Here is a 19,120-nt window from a genome sequence, read left to right as displayed (position 1 = left end):
CTGTCATTCGAAGAAGGAGCATTCATGCCGTTGAACGATACGTCACGCCGGGCCGTGGTCGGGGGCGTTGCCGGCGGACTGGCCGCCGCCGTCGCCGGACCGGCATTTGCACAGAAAACGCAGCAGCCTCAGGCGCAGGCGGGGGGCGGATCGCAGCCGCGCGGTCTCGCCGATCCGGTGGGTCTCTATCCAAAGCCGCCTTTCGAAAAGCAGCAGCAGCCATGGCCCGGCCTCAACCGCGACATGACTCCGGTGCCCGATTGCGGCGAGAAGTCCTATCGCGGTTCGGGTCGGCTCTCCGGCCGCAAGGCGCTCGTGACCGGCGGCGATTCCGGGATCGGGAGGGCCGCCGCGATCGCTTTCGCCCGCGAGGGGGCGGACGTCGCCATCAACTATCTCCCTTATGAAGAGCCGGACGCGCGCGATGTGGCCGATCTGATCCGCGAGGCGGGCCGCAACGCCGTGCAGATCCCCGGCGACATAAAGAGCGAGGCGTTTTGCGGGCGTCTCGTCAACGAGGCGGCGGAGAAGCTTGGCGGCCTCGACATCGTTGTGAACAACGCCGCGCGCCAGTTCGCGAGAGAGCGTCTCGAAGACATCACCACGGCGGAGTTCGACGAAACGTTCAAGACCAACGTCTACGCGATGTTCTGGATCACAAAGGCCGCCGTGCCGCATCTGAAGCCGGGTTCGACCATCATCAACACAACATCGGTCAACGCCTACGACCCATCGCCTCACATCCTCGATTATGCGACGACCAAAGGCGCGATCATGATCTTCACGAAAGGTCTGGCGAAGCAGCTTGCGCCGCGAGGCATCCGCGTGAACGGCGTCGCGCCGGGGCCGGTGTGGACGCCGCTGCAAGTTACGGGCGGCCAGTTTCGCGAGGACCTTCCCGAATTCGGAGCGAATACGCCGCTGGAACGGCCCGGACAGCCCGCCGAACTCGCCTCGCTCTACGTGCTGCTCGCGTCAGGGGAGCCGAGCTACTCGACGGGGCAGATCTTCGGCGCGGTCGGCGGTCGCGGTGGCCCGTAAACGCTTCGCTGTCGACCGTCGATCCAAATGGCGCGGAGGGTTGGCGGTCGCCTCGTCTTTTTCTATGATGGCGTTCGATGCAAGTGATCGCGCGCCCGATTTCCCGCGACGAGCTTCCGGCCGACACCGCGAACCTCGCCCGCTTTCTCATAGGCAAGCTCGTGCTGCGCGCGCTTCCCGACGCGCTCGCCGTGGCGCGCATCGTCGAGACCGAGGCTTATCTTGCCGACGACGCGGCGTGTCACGCGTTTCGCGGTCCGACGCCGCGCAACCGCGCGATGTTCGGGCCGCCGGGCCACGCCTATGTGTATCGCGCCTATGGCGTGTGCTGGATGCTGAACGTGACGAACGCTGCCGTCGGTGTCGGCGAGGCGGTGCTTATCCGGGCGGCTGAACCTTTGAGCGGGCTTGACGCCATGCAGCGCCATCGCGGCGATGTGCCGACGCGCGATCTGCTGAGGGGGCCGGGGCGGCTCGCCGGCGCGCTCGCGATCGACCGAAGCCACGACGGCGCAGATCTCTGCGCGCGCGGTGCGCTCTGGCTCGGCGCCGACGGCGGGGCGAGCGGCATTATCGGCAGCGGCGATATCGGCACGAGCACGCGCATCGGCATCACGCGCGACGCGCATCTCCCGCTCAGGTTCTATCTGAAGGGCAGCCGTTTTCTGAGCGGTCCGGCCGCGCTCAACGGACAGGGCAAGCCGCGTTCCGGAAGCGGGCACTCAGCGCCCGTCATGTTCGATGGCGACGTAAAAGGCAAAGGCCGCGCTCATGATCGCAAGGCAGATCGCGAAAACCCACTCGACCGCTGACGCGCGCGCTTCCACGCACGACGCGATATACGCGCCTGTCGTCATGCTTTGCAGGACAGACAAGAAGGCAAGGGTACGCATTACAACCTCGATACAACCGATAGTGTAATGCACGGGCGCTGGGTATCAACCCACCTTTGCGGCGTAGGAGTTCTGCACCTTGGCTGCAAAAGCGCCCGTCTGACACATTGATAAGCTGCGGCGGCGAAAAGTGTCGCGACTTCAGCGCTTCCTGAGAAAACGCAAGCGATGTAGCCCGCGCGATATTTTTTCGGTTGCGGTTGTTGTATGTTGTTGCGCCGGTGGCCCTTCGGTCGCAGTAACGTCGGGTAGCTTGTCATCGTGCCGCGTCCGGGACGCGGGAGTATTCATGCAGGAACAGGACAGGATGTCAGAAGAGATAGACCGCTACGTGAGTTTCAAGAACATCGACTGCAATGCGCGTGCGCAGAAAATGATGGACGCGTTACAGCCTTTGATCGAAGCGGCGGAGAATCCATTCTGGGCCTATTTTCAGCAGAAGCGCGCGGAATTCAACGCCAAGGGCTACGACGATTTGCGCGTGCTTCACAACTACCTGCCGACCCTCAAGGAATTGATCGAGGACGAGGAGACGCTCGCCCAACTGGAAGATCTCGAATACACGTGCATGTGACGGGTGGAGCGGCTCGCGAGCCGTCCGGCGGGCATTCATTCCGCCGGGTGCGCGCCGCGGGGTGACCGCTCCATCGGCTTCAGGCGGCCCGCAAACAGCGCGATGGCCGCGCACATCCCCACGATCAGCATCATCGCCGCCGACATGCCGAAGCCGTGCGCGAGAAAACCGATTACCGATGGCCCAAGCAGCAGCCCGCCATAGCCGAGCGTCGAGATCGAGGCGACGGCAATGCCCGGATCGACGCCCGGATGATTGCCCGCCGCGCTGAACAGCGCCGGTGCGATAACCGACAGCCCGAGGCCCGCGAGCGCGAAACCGGCGATCGCCAGCGCAGGATGCGGCGCCAGCGTGGCCACGGCCATGCCGACGGTGGCAACGACGGCAAGAGCGCGCACGAGCGCGGGCATTGCATAGCGGGCGCGCAAGCCGTCGCCCGCGAGGCGTCCGACGATCATCGTCGCCGAGAAGGCTGCGAAGGCAAGCGCGGCGATGGTGTCGGTGCTTCCATGCGCGGCCTTCATCAGAAGCGCGCCCCAATCCGAGATCGCGCCCTCCGAAAGGAAAGCGCAAAGGCACAGAAGCGCGAGGCCGAGGATGGGCAGCGGCGGCAGCCTGAGGCCGCCTTTCTCCGCGCTTTCGGTTTCGGCGTCGGGAAGGAGAGGGCGCAAGGCGAAGGGCAGCAGCGCGAGGAAAAAGGCGGCAAATGCCGCATACTGAGCGGCGGGCGCGATGTCGCTCGCGGCGGCCGAAACGAGCGCGCCCGCGAGGCAGCCCGTGCTGAACAGGGCGAAGAAGCCCGACATCGCCGGGCGTCCGAGCGCGCGCTCCACCATGACGGCTTGCACGCCGCCGCCCACTTCGAGCGTGCCGCAGGCGTAACCGAAGGCGAAGAAAGCAGCGGCGAGTTGCCACCATTCGGCGGCGAGGCCGATGAGCGGCCATGTAGCCATCATGAGCGCGGTTCCGGCCCCGACGAGATATTTCGAGCCGATGCGCGACTGAAGGACGCCCGCGATTGGAAACGCGCACAGCCCACCGATGCCGAGACACAGGATCGCCTGGCCGATCTGCGCGTCGTTCACGCCCGTCTGCATCTTGAGCGCGGGCATGCGCGCCACGACGCTGCCATAGGCAAGGCCGTTGACGAGAAAGAAAAAGGCGCAGCCGAGGCGGGCGGCTTGTGCGCGGGCGAGGGCTTTCATCGGGTTGAAGCTTTCGAACGAGTTGAGTATGGAGCCATCGGCGACGAGAGCTTTCTGCGATTGGATGCTCCGCGGAAAAAGCTTTAGCGCGCTTTGATGTCGGGCGGGAAACCATCTTCGCGCATGCTTGCAGGATCTAATTCGACGCTTCAGACGCCTCTCTCTTGAGCGTGTAGAGGAGGTCGAGGGCATCGCGGGGGGAAAGGCTGTCCACATCGAGCGCGGCGAGGCGCTCAAGCACCGGATGGGGCGCGTTCGCCGCTCGATCCGCGACGGGCGCGGAAAACAGCGGCATGTCGGTTGGAAGCGTCAGCGGCCCATGCGGCCCCGCCCCCGCTTCGAGTTGGGCGAGGATTTGCTTCGCGCGCGCCACCACCTGCTTCGGAACGCCCGCGAGCTTCGCCGCCTGAACGCCGTAGGAGCGGTTCGCGGCGCCCGCCTCGACCGCATGCAGGAACACGATGGTATCCTTCCATTCCGTCACCGCCATGCGGACATTGCCCGCGCGCGGCAGGTCGTCGGCAAGGCGTGTCAACTCGTGGTAATGCGTCGCGACGAGGCCCCGGCAGCGCGTCGCGTCGTGGAGATGTTCGAGCACGGCCCAGGCGATGGAAAGCCCGTCGAACGTTGCCGTGCCGCGCCCGATTTCGTCGAGGATCACGAGGCTGCGCTCGGTCGCGCGGTTGAGGATCGCGGCGGTCTCCGTCATCTCCACCATGAAGGTCGAGCGCCCGCGCGCGAGGTCGTCAGCGGCCCCGATGCGCGCGAACAGCCGATCCGCCACGCCGATATGCGCCGAGGTCGCGGGCACGTAGGAGCCCATCTGCGCGAGCACCGCGATCAGCGCATTCTGGCGGAGATAGGTGGACTTGCCCGCCATGTTCGGCCCGGTGACGACGAGGAAGCCCGGCGCGCGCTCGCCCGCCCCATCGAGGCGGCAATCATTGCCGATGAAAGCGCCGCCCTCGCGCGTAAGCGCCTGCTCCACCGCCGGGTGCCGCCCGCCCTCCACGAGAAACGCGCGGGATGTGTCGATGCGCGGGCGGACGTAATTCTGCGCCTGCGCGATTTCCGCGAGGCCCGCCACGCAGTCGAGACAGGCAAGCGCCTGCGCCGCGTCTGCGATGGCGCCCTCCTGTTCGAGCACGGCATCGGAAAGCTCGGCGAACAGCGCCTGCTCGCGCGCGAGCGCGTCGCCCTGCGCGGTGAGGATGCGGCTTTCGAGCGCCGCGAGGTCGTCGGTGGTGAAGCGAACCGCGCTCGCCAGCGTCTGCTTGTGCCGGAACAGCGCCGAATGCGGCTCGCCCATCAGCGCGGAGGCCTGGCCGGGGCTCACCTCGATGAAATAGCCGAAGACATTATTATACTGGATTTTCAGCGTCTTGACGCCGGTCTGCGCGGCATAGTCGGCCTGAAGCTTCGCCAGCACGACCTTGCTGCTCGATGCAAGCTCGCGAAGCCCGTCGAGCGCCGCGTCGAAATCGGCGGCTATATAGCCGCTGTCCTTCGTGAGGAACGGCACCACGCCGACGAGCGCGCGGTCGAGCTTCCGCGCGAGGGTGCCGCCGAAACCGTCGCCGGTGAACGCGGCGAGCGCGGTCATCGCGTCCTTCAGATGCGCGGGCTGTGCCGGAGACGCCCCTAGCAGCGCGGCCACGTCGCCGCCTGCCCGCAAGCCATCGCGGATCGCGCCGAGATCGCGCGGGCCGCCGCGCTTCAGCTTCAGCCGCGACAGCGCGCGGCTCATGTCGGGCGCGGTCTTCAGAATGTGACGGATGCGCTCGCGCAAGGCCCAATCCTCGATCAGCGCCGCCACCGCGTCGAGCCGTTCATTGACGAGCGCGGCATCGGCGGAGGGCGAGACGAGGCGGCTCATGAGTTCGCGCGCGCCTGCCGCCGTCACCGTGCGGTCGATGGCGGAGAAGACGGTCGGCGCGCCTTCGTTCTTCGGGCGAACAAGTTCGAGGCTTGCGCGCGTCGCGGCGTCGATGGCCATGAGGCGCGCGGGTTCGTCGCGGCGCGGCGGGCGAAGGGCAGGGCGCTCGCCCATCTGGGTCAGGTCGACATAATGCAGGAGCGCGCCGATGGCGATGAGGTCGCCGTCCGTGAAGTCGCCGAGCCCGTCGAGCGCGGCCACCTCGAACGCGTCTTTCAGCGCGCGCTCGCCCTTCGCGCGGCCGAAGCACGCGCGCGACAGCGGCGACAGCGCGGCGCCGCAAGCCTGTGCGGCGACTTTCGACGCGTCGTCGCCAAGCTCGTCCTCCGCGATCAGCACTTCAGCCGGACGCAGGCGCAGAAGTTCTCCGCCGAGATCCGGCGCGGACGCCTCCGACAGCAGGAACTCGCCCGTCGAGATGTCGAGGGCTGCGATGTGATAGCGCGCGGCAGCGCCCTTGCCCGCCCTGGCCAGCGCGGCGAGGAAGTTGTTGCGGCCCGAGGCGAGGAGCGCATCTTCCGTGAGCGTGCCGGGCGTGACGAGCCGCACAACGTCGCGGCGAACGACGGCCTTCGGCCCACGCTTCTTCGCAAGCTCCGGGTCTTCGAGCTGCTCGGCGACGGCGACGCGGAAGCCCTTCAAGATGAGCTTCTGCATGTAGTCGTCGGCGCGCGCGACGGGCACGCCGCACATCGGGATGTCCTCGCCCGCGTGTTTGCCGCGCTTCGTAAGCTGGATGCCGAGCGCGCTCGCGGCCTTCACCGCGTCGTCGAAGAACAGCTCGAAGAAATCGCCCATGCGATAGAACAGGAGGAAGTCGGGGTTCTTCGCCTTGACGTCGAGATATTGCGCCATCATCGGTGTGGCGCGCGTTTCCAGGGAAACGCTGTCGGGCGTGGCGCGCGCGTCCGGGGAAGCGCTGTCGCCGGGCGCTTCTTTCGCCATGCTTTTGTGCCTGATCGAAGACATCGCCGCCCCTACCGCCGCGACTCACGCGGGCGAGCCGCAAGCTTACCGAAGACGCGAGCCGCAAAAAGGCCGCGCGAAAAGTTATCCCCGCCCGGCCCTGCGTATCGCCAGAAGCTTCGGCGGTTCTATGCAGCAGCGATGGATGCGTCGAGCGCGCGTGGCGAGATGTCCGAGGCGGGCGCCACGCCCTTTTCCAGGACGACCTTCTGATAAAGTCCGCCGAAAAAGGAGGAACGCTGCATCCGCGCATTCCGCCATGCCTCAGGCATGAAGAGGCGAAGATCGTTGCTCCAAAGCTCTTTCGCGAAGGGTTCGAGCCGCCCGATCACCGGATACCAGATCCAGCGCGCCGGGTGCCAGAGGCGCGGCTTCGCGTAGTCCACGATCACGAGTTTGCCGCCCGGCTTCAGCACGCGCAGCGCGTGGGCAAGCGTCGCCTCGCGCACGTCGCGCGGCATCTCATGCAGGAGAAAGAACAGCAGCACGCGGTCGAAACTGGCATCGGCGAAGGCGAGGCTGTCGGAGCTGGAGACGGTGAGGCTGACGGGCGCGTCGTCCGGCAGTTTCGCGCGAAGGTTCTTCAATTGCACCGGTAGTGCATCCACCACGTCGAGCGTGCCGCCGCCCGCCTTCGCCCGCTCCGCGATCCGCGCCGAGAGGTCGCCGTAGACGCAGGCGATCTGAAGCGTCGCGCCGGGAAGCTCCGCGCCGAACTCGTCGAGCGCCGCCTCCCGAAGTGATTCGTAATTGCCCCACAGGATAAGATCGATCAGCCATTGCCGCTCAAATATGCGAACTGCCGCCGGATGGACGTAGGTCCACCAGTAATATTTTTGCAGGTAGGCTGGCGGAGCATAAGCGCCCTCCACCTCGAAGCCCGGAGTTTTCTGATGAAAAACCCCACTGCCGGATACAGCGCGCGGGGTTATTGCCGGCGCTTTCGCGCCCGTGGTGGAGGTGATTGCCATCGCCCAAAATTTAGACACCGGTATGGTTTCCTGCAAGTGAACGCCTTGCGATGCTGTCGCACAGTGTCGAATTTGCCGCAACTAAAGTCGTACGGCGGGGGGAAGCGTCAGCGTAACGCGTGTGCCGGTGCCGGGGGAGGTTTCCATATCGAGCTTCGCTTTCGCGTTTTCCTTCAGCGTCTGCACGATGAGCGCGCCGAGGTTGCCCTTCTCCGGCCAGTTCGTGTCGGGCGGCAGGCCCACGCCGTCATCGGCGACGACCACGCGCCCGCCGTTCTCGTCGCCGAGGCATTCGACCGCGATGGTGCCGCCTTCGCGGCCCTGGAAGGCGTGCTTCAGCGCGTTCGTGAGGAGTTCGTTGACGACGAGACCGACCGGCATCGCGACATTGACCGACACCGGGAAGCCGTCGGCCTTGAGTTCGAGGCGTACGCCCTCGGCAGCGTGGGAGCGCATCACGGCGGTGGCGAGTTGGCTGACATAGGAGCCGAGGTCCACCTCGTCGCCGTCCGGCTTTGCATTCAGGAAGCTGTAGAGAATGGCGAGCGCCTCGATGCGCCCGGCGAGCCGGTTCAGCGGCTCCTTGCCCTCCGGCCAGTGGCGCGACTCGAGGCGGATGAGCGCGGTGATGAGCTGGAGATTGTTTTTGACGCGGTGCTGAAGTTCCAGCAGCGCGAGATCGGTGTCGCCGCGCGACTTCGCAAAGTCGATATCGTCGTCGTCGCCGACATAGGCGCTGACGTCGATCAACGCGACGAGCCGCAACGCGGGCTCCCCGTCGTCGCCGACGATAACAGCGGCATAGACGTCCGCAGGGACCGGCTCGGCATCGGGTCGCGCGATGCGGAAGACGCCGATGTGATCGGCGCTGTCCTCCATGATCGCGGCCAGAAGATCGCGCTCGCCCTTTTCCGAGGCGTCGGCCAGCACATCCCAGGTCTTGCCCAGTACCGAGGAAAGCGCAACTCCGGCGATCTTTTCGAAAGCGGGGTTCGCATAGATGATGCGCTCGTTCGCGTCCATCGCGCCGACGAGAATGGCGATTGGGATCTTGTCGAGGAATTGCTGGAAGCGGTCGTCGTGCAGCGCTTCAGCAAGATCAGGCATATCGAGAAGTTCTTCGACCTGCGTTTTGTCCGCATCCGGCATAATTATTTGAATATCTCCCTTGTCAACGCACCACAGTGAAATGACGCGCCAATGTTTGGGTCAAGCTATCAGGAATAGCGCGCTGGGCGCCGTTCACAGAGGCGATTTAAACGGTAATGCGGATGTTTGCAACTTTCGAACATCTTGGGACCGTTAAAGCGAGCTTGATGGATAGACCTCTTTCATTCTCGAAGCAAATATGAGGCCAAGATGGCGCGCGCCTCCCTCGCCTTCGATGCGACGCGCGGGTCGGCGGCTTGCGCCGGTTCAGGTCGCGGTGGCGTCGGTGCGGACAGCCCAGCGCAGCCGCGCCGACCGCGCGCGGGGGTTGGCGGCCACTTCATCCTCACCCGGTTCAATGCCGTGGCGGTCGCGAAGCTCGAAGGTGGGCGCGGCGCTGTCCCCGGCGTCGGGAATGTAGCGCGATGCTTTCGCGCGCTTGCCGGAGCGCTCCGCGAGGAAGCGCTTCACGATACGATCTTCGAGCGAATGAAAGCTCACCACGGCGAGCCGCCCGCCGGGCCTCAACAGCCGTTCAGCGGCTTCGAGCGCGCGCGTGAGTTCGCCGAGTTCGTCGTTCACATAGAGGCGGAGCGCCTGAAAGCTGCGTGTCGCGGGGTGCTTCGGGTCGCCCGGCTTGTGGCCGAGCACGCGTGCGATGAGCGCAGCGAGTTGGCCCGTGCGCTCGAAAGGCGCCGTCTCGCGGTCCTTGACGATGGCGGCGGCGATGGCGCGCGAGCGGCGTTCCTCGCCGAGCGAATAGAGAATGTCGGCGATGGCGTCTTTTTCGTAGGTGTTGACGACATCGGCGGCGGAAAGGCCGCTGGCCGACATCCGCATGTCGAGCGGGCCGTCGCGCATGAAGGAGAAGCCGCGTTCCGCCTCGTCGAGTTGCATCGACGAAACGCCGAGATCGAGGACGACGCCGTCGACCGCGTCCCAGCCGATGGCGCGGGCGGCGTCTTCCATCTCGGAAAAGGGCGTTTCGGCAAGTTTCAACCGGCCCGCAAAGGCGGTTTCAAGCGCGCAGGCCCCCGCTATTGCGGTCGGGTCGCGGTCGAGGCCGAGCACGTCGCAATGCGCGGCCTCAAGGATGGCGCGGGCATAGCCGCCCGCGCCAAAGGTGCCGTCAATGAAGCGTTCCCCCACCCCTGGATGCAACGCTTCCAGCACTTCCCTCAGTAGCACCGGGATGTGACGGACCGGTCCGCTGTCGGGAAACGGGCCCTCTACCGGCCTCCCGCGATCCGCCACATCCCTGTTGCCCCCACGTCTGCGCCGCTTCATCAGCGGCTCCCCGCGCCGAGCTCTTTGCGAAGCGCAAGCGCCTGTTCGCGCGCGCGTTCACGAAACTTGTTGTAAGCCTCCGGCTCCCAGATCTGAAACTTGTTGCCAAGGCCGACGAAAACCGCCGTCTCTGTAATTCCGGCATGATCGCGCAGCCGCTTCGGCAGGACGGTGCGCCCGTCCGGATCGATCTTGAGCTTTTCGCACTCGCCGAAATAGACGAGTTCGAGTGCTTCGCGAAGGGCGCTGCCTGTTGGCTGCCGCCCGACAATTCCCTTGATTTCCTCGACCAACCGAGAGCCTCCCGCTTCGATCGTAGCGTAGTCGAGATGCGGGTAGCAGTGAATTTCGCTCGTGCCTTCCTGAGCGAGGATGGCGCGGAACGGCGCAGGAATTGCGACGCGCCCGCGTTGGTCCACCTTGCTGTCGATGCGCGAAGCGAATTCATCCATCCCTCAAATCCACGCCTCCGTCCGAAACGCACACGCGACGGCTCGCGCCTTGTGTTGCCGTGGCAAATCTTTAACCGAAACCCGCTACTACCCATAATTACCCATACGACGAAAAACCAGAGTGGCACACGAACTATCGACTTGAACGACCAACGGCGACATAAAATTTCAAAAAATAGCCGACAAAATCTGCTCTGCGCGAAAAATGGATGGATCGGAGGGAGAAACCTTGCCGTGCTGTGGCCTTGCACGACGAAAGCCGTTTTCTCTCCCTCCGAATCGCCCCCTTCCGAACGGGCATTTATGGGATAACATGGGTAAGTGTGGGCGTCAACAGACGGCTATCGCGCGTTGCAGAAAGGTAAGGAAAAGGAAAACGGGACGAGGGGAGCGTTTGCGTGCCCGGTCGTTTGGAAGGGGATTGCCACCTGCGCTCGGGGACTTTTGCTCCCTGGTGTGTTATGTTTCGAAAAGAGTGATTTGAGGAATCCGCGATGAAAAGTACTATTTGGATTTCGTACGATCTCGGAATTCAAGGCGACTATGAGAATCTCTACGCTTGGCTCGATGATAAGAAAGCCAAGGAATGTGGAGATTCGTTCGCTGTTTTAACCTTCGAGTTTACGGATTCTCTTACGAAAGAGCTAAAAAAGGAACTCTCTGAGGTTGTGAAACTCGATAAAAGGGCGAGAGTATATGTCATTTATCGAGACAGGGAAACGAACAAGAATAAAGGAAAATTCATTGTCGGTGGCCGTAAGGCGGCTCCATGGACAGGTTATAGTCATTCATCATCGGATATAGTCGACGAAGAGGTTTAAATGCCAAATATTCTAGTGGATACTGGAATTTGGTTGGCATTATGTGATTCAAAAGATACCTCTCTTGAGAGAGATGAGATTGAAGATCTCTTTGATCGCATCGGCTCCCACACGATCATATTGCCTTGGCCTGTTCTTTTTGAAACGCTCAGAACAAAGTTTGTAAAAAACAGGAATGCGCTTGGACGATTTGAGCAAGAAATAAAGTCTAGCAAAATTAAAATATTCGATGATGCTCGATACAGAGAGTCCGCTTTGGATCATTCGATTCGTTCTTCAAAGGCCGGGCGTCATTTGAGCATGGTCGATTGCTTGTTGAGACTGATGATAGAGGATCCAAGTATAAAGATTAAGTACTTGGCGACACTAAATGTGCGCGATTTTTCTGACGTGTGCAGGACACGCAATGTGGAGATATGGCCCACATAGGCCGTCTCGTTACTTCTGCAAATCCCCGATGTCGCGGTAATGGTCGAGCGCATCGGGGTTCGCGAGCGCCTCGGTGTTCTTCACCGCGCGGCCATGCACGATGTCGCGCACGGCGATTTCGGTGATCTTGCCCGATTTGGTGCGCGGGATGTCCGGCACCTGCACGATGACGGCGGGCACGTGGCGCGGGCTCGCTCCGTGGCGGATCTTCGCCTTGATTTTCTGCTTCAGCCCCTCGTCCAGCACCGCGCCCGCTTTCAGCACAACGAACAGCACGACGCGCACGTCGTTGTCCCAGTCCTGCCCGATGACGATGGCTTCCTTGATTTCCTCAAGCTGCTCCACCTGCCGGTAGATCTCGGCTGTGCCGATGCGCACGCCGCCGGGGTTGAGCGTGGCGTCGGAGCGGCCATGGATGACGATGCCGCCATTCTCGGTCCACTCCGCGAAATCGCCATGGTGCCAGAAGCCGGGGAAGCGGTCGAAATAGGCGTTGTGGTATTTCGTGCCGTCCGCATCGTTCCAGAAATGGACCGGGATCGACGGGAACGGCTTCAGGCACACGAGTTCGCCCTTGCCGTGATCGAGATGCCTTCCCGCGTCGTCGAACACGTCGACGGCCATGCCGAGGCCCGCCCCCTGAATTTCGCCGCGCCACACGGGCGACAGCGGATTGCCGAGCACGAAGCAGCCGCAGATGTCGGTGCCGCCCGAGATCGAGGCGAGATGCACGTCCGGCTTGATGGCGTCGTAGACGTAGTCGAAGCTTTCAGGTGCGAGCGGCGAGCCCGTCGAGGTAATCATGCGCACGCTCGAAAGCCTGTGCGTGTCGCGCGGACGAAGCCCAGCCTTCTTCAGCGAGTCGATGTACTTCGCCGAGGTGCCGAAAATGTCGATGCCGACTTCGTCCGCGAGGTCGAACAGCACGTTGCCGTCGGGGTGGAACGGCGAGCCGTCATAGAGGACGAGCGTCGCGCCGCTGGCCAGCCCCGCGACGAGCCAGTTCCACATCATCCACCCGCAGGTGGTGAAATAGAAGAGCTTGTCGCCCTCGCGCAGGTCGCAGTGAAGCTGATGCTCCTTCATCTGCTGGATGAGCGCGCCGCCCGCCGAATGCACGATACATTTCGGCGTGCCCGTCGTGCCGGAAGAATAGAGAATGTAGAGCGGGTGGGAGAAGGGCAGGCGGGTGAATTCGACGTCCGTCGCGGGATGCGCCGCAAGCACCTCGTCCCAGGCGCGCGCCTTCGGGCACGCCGCCGCCACATCGCCCGCGCGTCCGAGATAGGGCACGATCCACGCCTGTTCTATGCTCGGGATCCTGGCGACGATTTCCGCCACCTTGTCGCCGGTGTAGAGCGTCTTGCCCGCGTAATAGTAGCCGTCGCAGGCGATGAAAAGTTTCGGCTCGATCTGGCCGAAGCGGTCGAGCACGCCCTGCACGCCGAAATCGGGCGAGGCGCTCGACCAGATCGCGCCGAGCGTTGAGGCGGCGAGAAGCGCGACGATGGCTTCCGGCATGTTCGGGATCAGCGCCGCCACGCGGTCGCCTTCGCCGACCCCCGCCGCGCGCATGGCTTGTTGCGCGCTCGACACCGCCGCGTGAAGCTCGGCCCACGACAGCGTGCGCGCCACCTTGTCTTCGCCGCGGAAAATGAGCGCGGGCGTGTCGTCGTCCTTGCGAAGCAGGTTTTCCGCGAAATTGAGCCGCGCTCCCTCGAAGAAGCGCGACGTCTCGAATTTGTCGCCTTGTACGAAGATCGGGCCGTCGCCGCGCTCGCCGATGAGCCCCAGAAAGTCCCAGGCCCGCGCCCAGAAAGCGTCTGTCTCGCGCACGGAATAGGCGTGGATGTCCGCATAGGTGCAAAGATCGAGGCCGCCAGCCTCGTTCACTTCCGCCATGAAGCGTGCGAGACGTGAGTTTTCCACGGACTTTTGCGCAGGGGACCAAAGCGGCGGCAATTTCATGTGCAGTCTCCGATGCAAGGACTCGCCAGCGTCATAAAGTGTTTTTAAACCATAACCCTCACCCGTAAGGGTGAAGCGGCGAAGCTTGTGCTAGGACGCATGAAGCTTCAGCGTGGCTGTTTTCCTCACCTGCTTCAAGATGTATCAGATTACGCAAAAAGTTCGATATGTTTTGAAGATGTTGGCGGCGGCGGCACTGTGCGCCGGGCTGGTGCTGATCCTTTTCGCGGCGGCTCTTCCGCGCTTCCTCGACGGCGATGTCGCGCGCAAGAGCGTCGTGAAGGCGTTGTCGGCATGGAGCGGCGGCAAGGTCACGCTGGAAGGCCAGCTCCGCATCGCGAGTTTCGCCACGCTTTCGGTCGAGGCGAGCGATGTCCGCTTCCACGATGCGCCCGGCCTCGATCCGGTGCAGCGCGGCCATGCCGAAGCAGTGACGGCGGTGGTCAACCTTCCGTCTCTCCTGCTCGGCAATCTCGAATACAGGAAGTTTGTCGTGTCATCGCCGCGCTTCGTGCTGAGGCGCGATGAGGGCGGGCGCGCAACCGACGAGCTAGCTGCGGCGCGGCTCGCATTGACGCTCGTTGAACGCAGCACTCTTCCCGATATCGAACTTCGCGATCCGGTCTTTTATATCGCCGACCGCGCGCTAGGCCCCTACAGGCGCGTCGCCTTCGAACGCATCGGATTGAAGCGGCGGGGGCGTTCGGGAGACGCTGACTTCGCGCTCGGCATTCGCAAGCCCGGTTTCGACCTCGCCTTTCGGGGCGAGCGCAACGGGCAAAGCGTTTCCGGCCAGTTCCGGCTCGCGGCGACGGGAGACCATCCGTTTGCCACTCATCTCCTTTCCGCGCTGACGCCCTGGGAGGCGGCGGGCGGCTTTGCTCTCAAAGGGGATCTCACCTGGTCGCGCGAGCGTGTGTCGTTGGATAATGCGTCTTTCTCGTTCGGGGCCAGGACAGCGACGGGCGTGCTCGCGCTCGATGTTTCGGGAGACCGCGCCCGGCTCGAAGGGACGCTCGCTTACGACACGCTGGATGTGACGCCGATATTGACCGCCGCGCGGGAGCCCGGCGCGGCTTCTCCGGACGCGGTCGAACCGGATCGCTCGCCTGATGATTTTTCCTCCACCGCCGCCAACGCAGCGCGCGCGGTCGACCTCGATATAAGGCTCTCCGCGGATCGGCTGCGCGCTGGCGAATTCGAAGCCGGACCGGTCGCCTTGGCCGTGACGGCGAGGCGCGGGCATCTTTCCGTCGATGTCGCCGAGCTTGCACTTTTCGGCGGCAATGCCGTCGCGAGGGTGGAAATCGACCCGACCCGGCCGGGCGCGATGTTTCTTACCGGCACCGCCAAAAGGCTCGACGCGGGCGCGCTCGCGACCGCGCTGCAATTGCCGCTCTCGGTTCGAGGGCCCGCAACCGTGCGGCTTGGGCTGAACTTTCCATTAGGCGGGCAGGGCGCGCCGCTGGAGACGGGCGCGGCATCGGGAAGTTTCGCGCTTCTCTTTCCGCTTGGCGGATCGGTCGATGGTGTGGCCGGACGCACGCTCGGCGCGGCGGTCGCAGGGTCCGACGTTCCGGCGGGCGGTAGCGAGCGCTTTCCTTTTGCAGCGGCGCGCATCGATGGGAAGTTGAGCGGTGGCGGCGTCGATCTCGACGTCCAGGGGCGCCACAAGGGTCAGAGCATCGAAGGCAAACTCAGGATCGCGCTGCCCGACGCGGCCGTGAGCGGCACGTTGGCCACCCGCCGCGATGAACAGGCCGCCTCGGCAAGCGGCGGCGGGTCAAAAAGCGGCGTCGCGGCTTCGTTTTCCACAAAGCTCGTGCTCTCGGGCACGGCAGAAGCGCCCGTCCTTTCGCCGAACGAGCCCAGCCTGTCCAACTGAGTGCGCGTCCGCCGTGCCGGAGAGCAACGCGAGCGCTCGTCTGCGCCCTCGCCGACGCATCAGAATTTGCGGCCGAAACTCACGGTTGCGTAGGCTCGATAATCCTCGTTCTCGCTGGCTGACGCGCCACCACCCGAAAGCGAGATGTCGTTTGCGCCATAGCGCATGTTGAGAAGCGCACCCGCCTTGGCGTAGGTCTCGTTCTTGCCCGCCCTGTTCCCTTCGCTGAAGTTTTCCTTGTAGCTCGAAAAGGAGCCTTCCACGCCGAGGGACAGGCAGATTGCTTCATCGCGGTGGATTTCATAGGCGGCGCGCCCATAGAGCGAGGCCGTGTTGGCGACCTGCGAATAGGATGCGTTCGCGGACGTCCATATCCGGTCTGCCAAGCGCCACCAGACGTCGATCGAGGCAATTGCACCGAATTGCATGCTCTGTTCGAGCTTGTCCGCGTCCCAGGCGACATGGCCGTCGTCGCTCAGACGATCCGCTCTCGTCGCGTAGGCCGCGCCCACATACGCCTTGACCCACACCGGCCCGCGATTGGCCTGATAACCCGCCGACAGGCTTCCGCCCGAGCCGAGGCGCTGGGCATAGAAATCGTTGGAAAAGACGCCCGCATCCGTTTCGCCGGAGACGCCGACGAGGCCGTCGAGCTTCAGCCGGAATCCCCTGCGGTCGACGGGGCTGAAAGGGCTCCAGACGGTGGACTCCGCAACCGCAGCCGAACGCCCGGCATAATCGACCGTGACGTAGCTCTCGAAGCGGGGGCCACGCGAGGCACCCGCCGCAAGACATGGCATCGACGCAGCCGCCACCGCCGCCAGAATCGGCGCGAAACGCAGGACAAAACGCAACATACTGGAACTCATACGCTTACTGCGCCTGACGCTAGCGCCGGGATGCAGAAATGACGATTCATTTTTTACGAAAAGTTTAAGAAATCTCGCCACAAGTGCGAAACCGGCACACATCCGCTTTCATCTTGACGGTTGCCGTCTGGGGCGGGCAAATGCTCCGTCCGAGACCATTTCCTGCTGCTGGGGCTGAAAATGGCCTCGATTTCCCTTTTCTTTGCGGCTTCCAACGGACAATGCCCCTTCCGAAGCGTTTCGGTCGCGGCGAGCGGGGATCGATGCGACGCAGGCTTTTTCTGCTCGGCTTTGCGCTTTGTGCGGCGCTCGCGGCCTGTGCGCCCGTGATGGTTGCGCAACAGGGAGCGGCGGCGGTCGTCTACAAGACCGTGCGCACGCCAACGGGCCCCTTGCGCCTGGCCGTGACCGAGAGCGGACGCGGCAAGCCGATCCTTCTGCTGCACGGCTTCGCGACATCGAGCTACACCTGGCAGGGCATCATGCCCCATCTCGCCCGGAAAAATCGTGTCATCGCGGTCGACCTGCGCGGCTTCGGGGCTTCCGACAAGCCGCTCGACGACAAATATTCGGTGTTCGATCAGGCCGATGTCATTCAGGCGTTCATCGAGCAGGAGAAGCTCAAGGATCTGACGATCGTCGGTCATTCCTTCGGCGGCGGCGTCACGCTGGCGCTCGCGCTTAGGGCGAAAGGCGTGCTTCGCTCGCGCATCAGAAATATCGTGCTCGTCGACAGCGTCGCCTACAAGCAGCCGCTGCCGATCTTCTTCAGGATGCTTCAGGTGCCGGGCCTCGCCGAGGTAGGCATGGCGCTCGTTCCGCCGGAGGTGCAGTCCGCGCAGGGGCTGAAGCTCGCCTACTACGACCACGAGAAGATCACCGAGCGCGCCATTACGGAATATGCCAGCCCGCTTCATTCACCCGCCGCCAAGCACGCGCTTGTGAAAACGGTCGAGCAGATCATGCCGCCGAATATCGACGAAATCGCGTTGAGCTATCGGACGATTCGCGTACCTACGCTTGTCGTCTGGTGTCAGGAAGACAAGGTCGTTCCGTCGGTGTTCGGGCAGCGGCTGAAGGCCGACATTCCGACAGCGGAACTCGTGATGTTCTCGAAATGCGGGCACATGCCGCAGGAAGAGAAGCCGGCGGAGACGGCGCGCGCGATCGAGGCTTTTCTCGCGCGGCATTAGTTCGGGAGGGGTGGCAGGAAGACCGCGACGGCGAGCACGGCAAGTTCAGGCACCCCGCTCGCAAGGGGCGCATAGCGGCCAAAAGCTATGAAAGTTGGCTTTTGCGGAGTGCCACGGCGAGAGCAGAACTGCGCTTCAGTCATGTTTCGGCCGGTTATTAATGATTTATTCACGTCGCGCTTTGTGGCGGCCGAAGATGGGTTCACCTTGCCGGTTCCATTCGGAGGATGACGACCATGTCGAATGAACACTCGCCCGACACCCTCATTCGCCTCGCAAAGCAGACGCGCGAACAGGCCGATGCGCTCGAAGAGATCTGGCTGAAGAACGCGCTTGAAGATGTGGCGCAGGCTTATGAGTGGCTGGCGTTGAAGCTTGCCGTCGCCCCGACACCCCCAGTCAACTGAACGAGACACATACTTGATAGTCGCAGAGCGAGAGTGGGAGGCGCACGCAAAATGCCGCGGCGGCAGGACTGCCGCAACGTCTCTTTGCACCTGTAAATGAGCGATCCGCTTGCGTCTGCTGGCTGTCGGCATTAGAAAATCTGGGCGAAGGCTGGGATTGGAAGCGATGCTGTTTTTGCGAGCCTCGGGTTTGACGCTCTTGCTCGGCGCCTTCGTGGCGCTGGTCTATGACGGCATCCGCCTTGTCGGAAGTCCGGGACGCAGCCTGCCGTTCACATCGCTCTCGGCTCAACTCGATCGCGCGCCCCATGGACACGATGCGGTGCAGCAGTTCTTTCTCGACAACGCACCCTCTTACCTCTGGACCGGTGTGATCGAGCCGCTGCTTGTGCTGCCGATTTTCCTGCTTTTCGGCGTCGCGGGGACGCTTTTCTTTCTGGCGGGCTATCGAAAGCCGCCGCCCGAAATCGTCGGCGATTGAAATTATTGTATCGAAACGGGGAGAGCCTTTTTGTGTCTTCGCTGTTGCAAGAAACGCGCGTTCAGCCGAACAGACACACGCGCTCAAGGATTCCGTGAGGGACCGATGGTCCGCAGGGAACGAGACCGCCGGACCCTTGTTTCGCGCGAAGGAGGATCGAACATCATGTCAACAGACCGAACGGACAGCATAACCCCGGGCCGGAAACTGATTTCAAGCGACGACGTGGAAGGCGCTTATGTCTACGGCAGCGGCGATGAGCGAATCGGCACGATCGAGGAGATCATGATCGATTGCGTGGGCGGGCGCGTGGCCTACGCCGTGGTCGATTTCGGCGGCTTCCTTGGGATCGGGCGGAGCGAGCGTCCGATACCGTGGTCGGCTCTCAGCTACGACGAGGATCTCGACGCTTTTCGCACGAATATCACAAAGGAGCAGCTTGAGAATTCGCCGCCGCTCGACGACGACAGCTTCGCGAGCACGGATTGGGAAAGCCGAACGCACGAGCATTACACAGTACAGCCCTATTGGTCGAACCCGTCGATCAATCGCTGACACCTAAAAGCCGGAGCCAGCGGCTCCGGTCTTTCATG

Annotated in this window: 18 protein-coding genes; 10 read left to right on the top strand and 8 right to left on the bottom strand. The window is 63.4% G+C overall.

Annotation, left to right across the window (positions count from 1 at the left end; all coding sequences use genetic code 11):
• The first annotated feature begins 24 nt into the window (after positions 1-24).
• The 3 genes from KKP04_RS02370 to cowN all read left to right on the top strand — a co-directional run bounded on the left by KKP04_RS02370 (position 25) and on the right by cowN (position 2,508).
• A complete protein-coding gene (locus KKP04_RS02370; RefSeq protein ID WP_251133851.1) occupies positions 25-1,041 on the top strand; it encodes an SDR family oxidoreductase in 1,017 nt (338 codons plus the stop codon).
• 77 nt (positions 1,042-1,118) lie between these two features.
• On the top strand, positions 1,119-1,853 hold the full coding sequence (locus tag KKP04_RS02365) for a DNA-3-methyladenine glycosylase (RefSeq protein WP_215026090.1): 735 nt from the start codon (positions 1,119-1,121) through the stop codon (positions 1,851-1,853).
• Between the two features lie 388 nt (positions 1,854-2,241).
• Positions 2,242-2,508: a N(2)-fixation sustaining protein CowN gene (cowN, locus tag KKP04_RS02360; RefSeq protein WP_215026087.1), complete on the top strand. Its 267-nt coding sequence runs from the start codon at positions 2,242-2,244 to the stop codon at positions 2,506-2,508.
• A 35-nt stretch (positions 2,509-2,543) separates the two neighbouring features.
• Here the strand turns inward: cowN and KKP04_RS02355 are convergent, their stop codons facing one another.
• From KKP04_RS02355 to KKP04_RS02330, 6 genes are all read right to left on the bottom strand, one after another.
• On the bottom strand, positions 2,544-3,713 hold the full coding sequence (locus tag KKP04_RS02355; RefSeq protein WP_215026084.1) for an MFS transporter: 1,170 nt from the start codon (positions 3,711-3,713) through the stop codon (positions 2,544-2,546).
• 136 nt (positions 3,714-3,849) lie between these two features.
• On the bottom strand, positions 3,850-6,594 hold the full coding sequence (gene mutS, locus KKP04_RS02350) for a DNA mismatch repair protein MutS (RefSeq protein WP_251133850.1): 2,745 nt from the start codon (positions 6,592-6,594) through the stop codon (positions 3,850-3,852).
• Positions 6,595-6,743: 149 nt separating this feature from the next.
• Positions 6,744-7,604, bottom strand: a complete 861-nt coding sequence (rquA, locus tag KKP04_RS02345) for a rhodoquinone biosynthesis methyltransferase RquA (RefSeq protein ID WP_371818681.1) — start codon at positions 7,602-7,604, stop codon at positions 6,744-6,746.
• A gap of 63 nt (positions 7,605-7,667) precedes the next feature.
• Positions 7,668-8,693, bottom strand: a complete 1,026-nt coding sequence (locus tag KKP04_RS02340; protein WP_251133849.1) for a sensor histidine kinase — start codon at positions 8,691-8,693, stop codon at positions 7,668-7,670.
• A gap of 309 nt (positions 8,694-9,002) precedes the next feature.
• A complete protein-coding gene (gene rsmH, locus KKP04_RS02335; RefSeq protein WP_215026075.1) occupies positions 9,003-10,022 on the bottom strand; it encodes a 16S rRNA (cytosine(1402)-N(4))-methyltransferase RsmH in 1,020 nt (339 codons plus the stop codon).
• Positions 10,022-10,474: a division/cell wall cluster transcriptional repressor MraZ gene (locus KKP04_RS02330; protein ID WP_215026072.1), complete on the bottom strand. Its 453-nt coding sequence runs from the start codon at positions 10,472-10,474 to the stop codon at positions 10,022-10,024. The genes rsmH and KKP04_RS02330 overlap by 1 nt, the downstream gene beginning before the upstream one ends.
• Positions 10,475-10,968: 494 nt before the next feature.
• Between KKP04_RS02330 and KKP04_RS02325 the strand changes: the two genes are divergently transcribed.
• Entirely contained in the window at positions 10,969-11,295 is a 327-nt protein-coding gene (locus KKP04_RS02325; protein ID WP_215026069.1) for a hypothetical protein, read from the top strand.
• Positions 11,296-11,724: a hypothetical protein gene (locus tag KKP04_RS02320; RefSeq protein ID WP_215026066.1), complete on the top strand. Its 429-nt coding sequence runs from the start codon at positions 11,296-11,298 to the stop codon at positions 11,722-11,724.
• Between the two features lie 9 nt (positions 11,725-11,733).
• On the opposite strand, the gene KKP04_RS02315 is transcribed toward KKP04_RS02320, so the two are convergent.
• On the bottom strand, positions 11,734-13,692 hold the full coding sequence (locus KKP04_RS02315; RefSeq protein WP_215026064.1) for an acetoacetate--CoA ligase: 1,959 nt from the start codon (positions 13,690-13,692) through the stop codon (positions 11,734-11,736).
• Between the two features lie 112 nt (positions 13,693-13,804).
• On the opposite strand from KKP04_RS02315, the gene KKP04_RS02310 reads away from it, so the two are divergent.
• Positions 13,805-15,577 carry a hypothetical protein gene (locus KKP04_RS02310; RefSeq protein WP_215026061.1) on the top strand — a complete coding sequence of 591 codons (1,773 nt, stop codon included), beginning with the start codon at positions 13,805-13,807 and terminating at the stop codon, positions 15,575-15,577.
• A 59-nt stretch (positions 15,578-15,636) separates the two neighbouring features.
• Here KKP04_RS02310 and bcsS read toward each other — a convergent pair whose 3' ends face one another.
• Positions 15,637-16,434, bottom strand: a complete 798-nt coding sequence (gene bcsS, locus KKP04_RS02305) for a cellulose biosynthesis protein BcsS (protein ID WP_215026058.1) — start codon at positions 16,432-16,434, stop codon at positions 15,637-15,639.
• Positions 16,435-16,709: 275 nt separating this feature from the next.
• Here bcsS and KKP04_RS02300 point away from each other — a divergent pair, with 275 nt between their 5' ends.
• From KKP04_RS02300 to KKP04_RS02285, 4 genes are all read left to right on the top strand, one after another.
• On the top strand, positions 16,710-17,639 hold the full coding sequence (locus tag KKP04_RS02300) for an alpha/beta hydrolase (RefSeq protein WP_215026055.1): 930 nt from the start codon (positions 16,710-16,712) through the stop codon (positions 17,637-17,639).
• Between the two features lie 236 nt (positions 17,640-17,875).
• Positions 17,876-18,046 (top strand): hypothetical protein, encoded by a 171-nt coding sequence (locus tag KKP04_RS02295; protein ID WP_215026052.1) that lies wholly within the window; start codon positions 17,876-17,878, stop codon positions 18,044-18,046.
• A 166-nt stretch (positions 18,047-18,212) separates the two neighbouring features.
• Complete coding sequence (locus tag KKP04_RS02290) at positions 18,213-18,527, top strand: hypothetical protein (RefSeq protein WP_215026049.1); 315 nt, start codon at positions 18,213-18,215, stop codon at positions 18,525-18,527.
• A 165-nt stretch (positions 18,528-18,692) separates the two neighbouring features.
• On the top strand, positions 18,693-19,082 hold the full coding sequence (locus KKP04_RS02285; RefSeq protein ID WP_215026046.1) for a PRC-barrel domain-containing protein: 390 nt from the start codon (positions 18,693-18,695) through the stop codon (positions 19,080-19,082).
• Positions 19,083-19,120 lie beyond the last annotated feature (38 nt).

This window comes from Rhodomicrobium sp. Az07 (assembly GCF_018619475.1).
Lineage (GTDB): Bacteria > Pseudomonadota > Alphaproteobacteria > Rhizobiales > Rhodomicrobiaceae > Rhodomicrobium.
The sequence above is the reverse complement of the archived record's forward strand: the minus strand, read 5'-3'. Positions and strand labels throughout refer to the sequence as shown.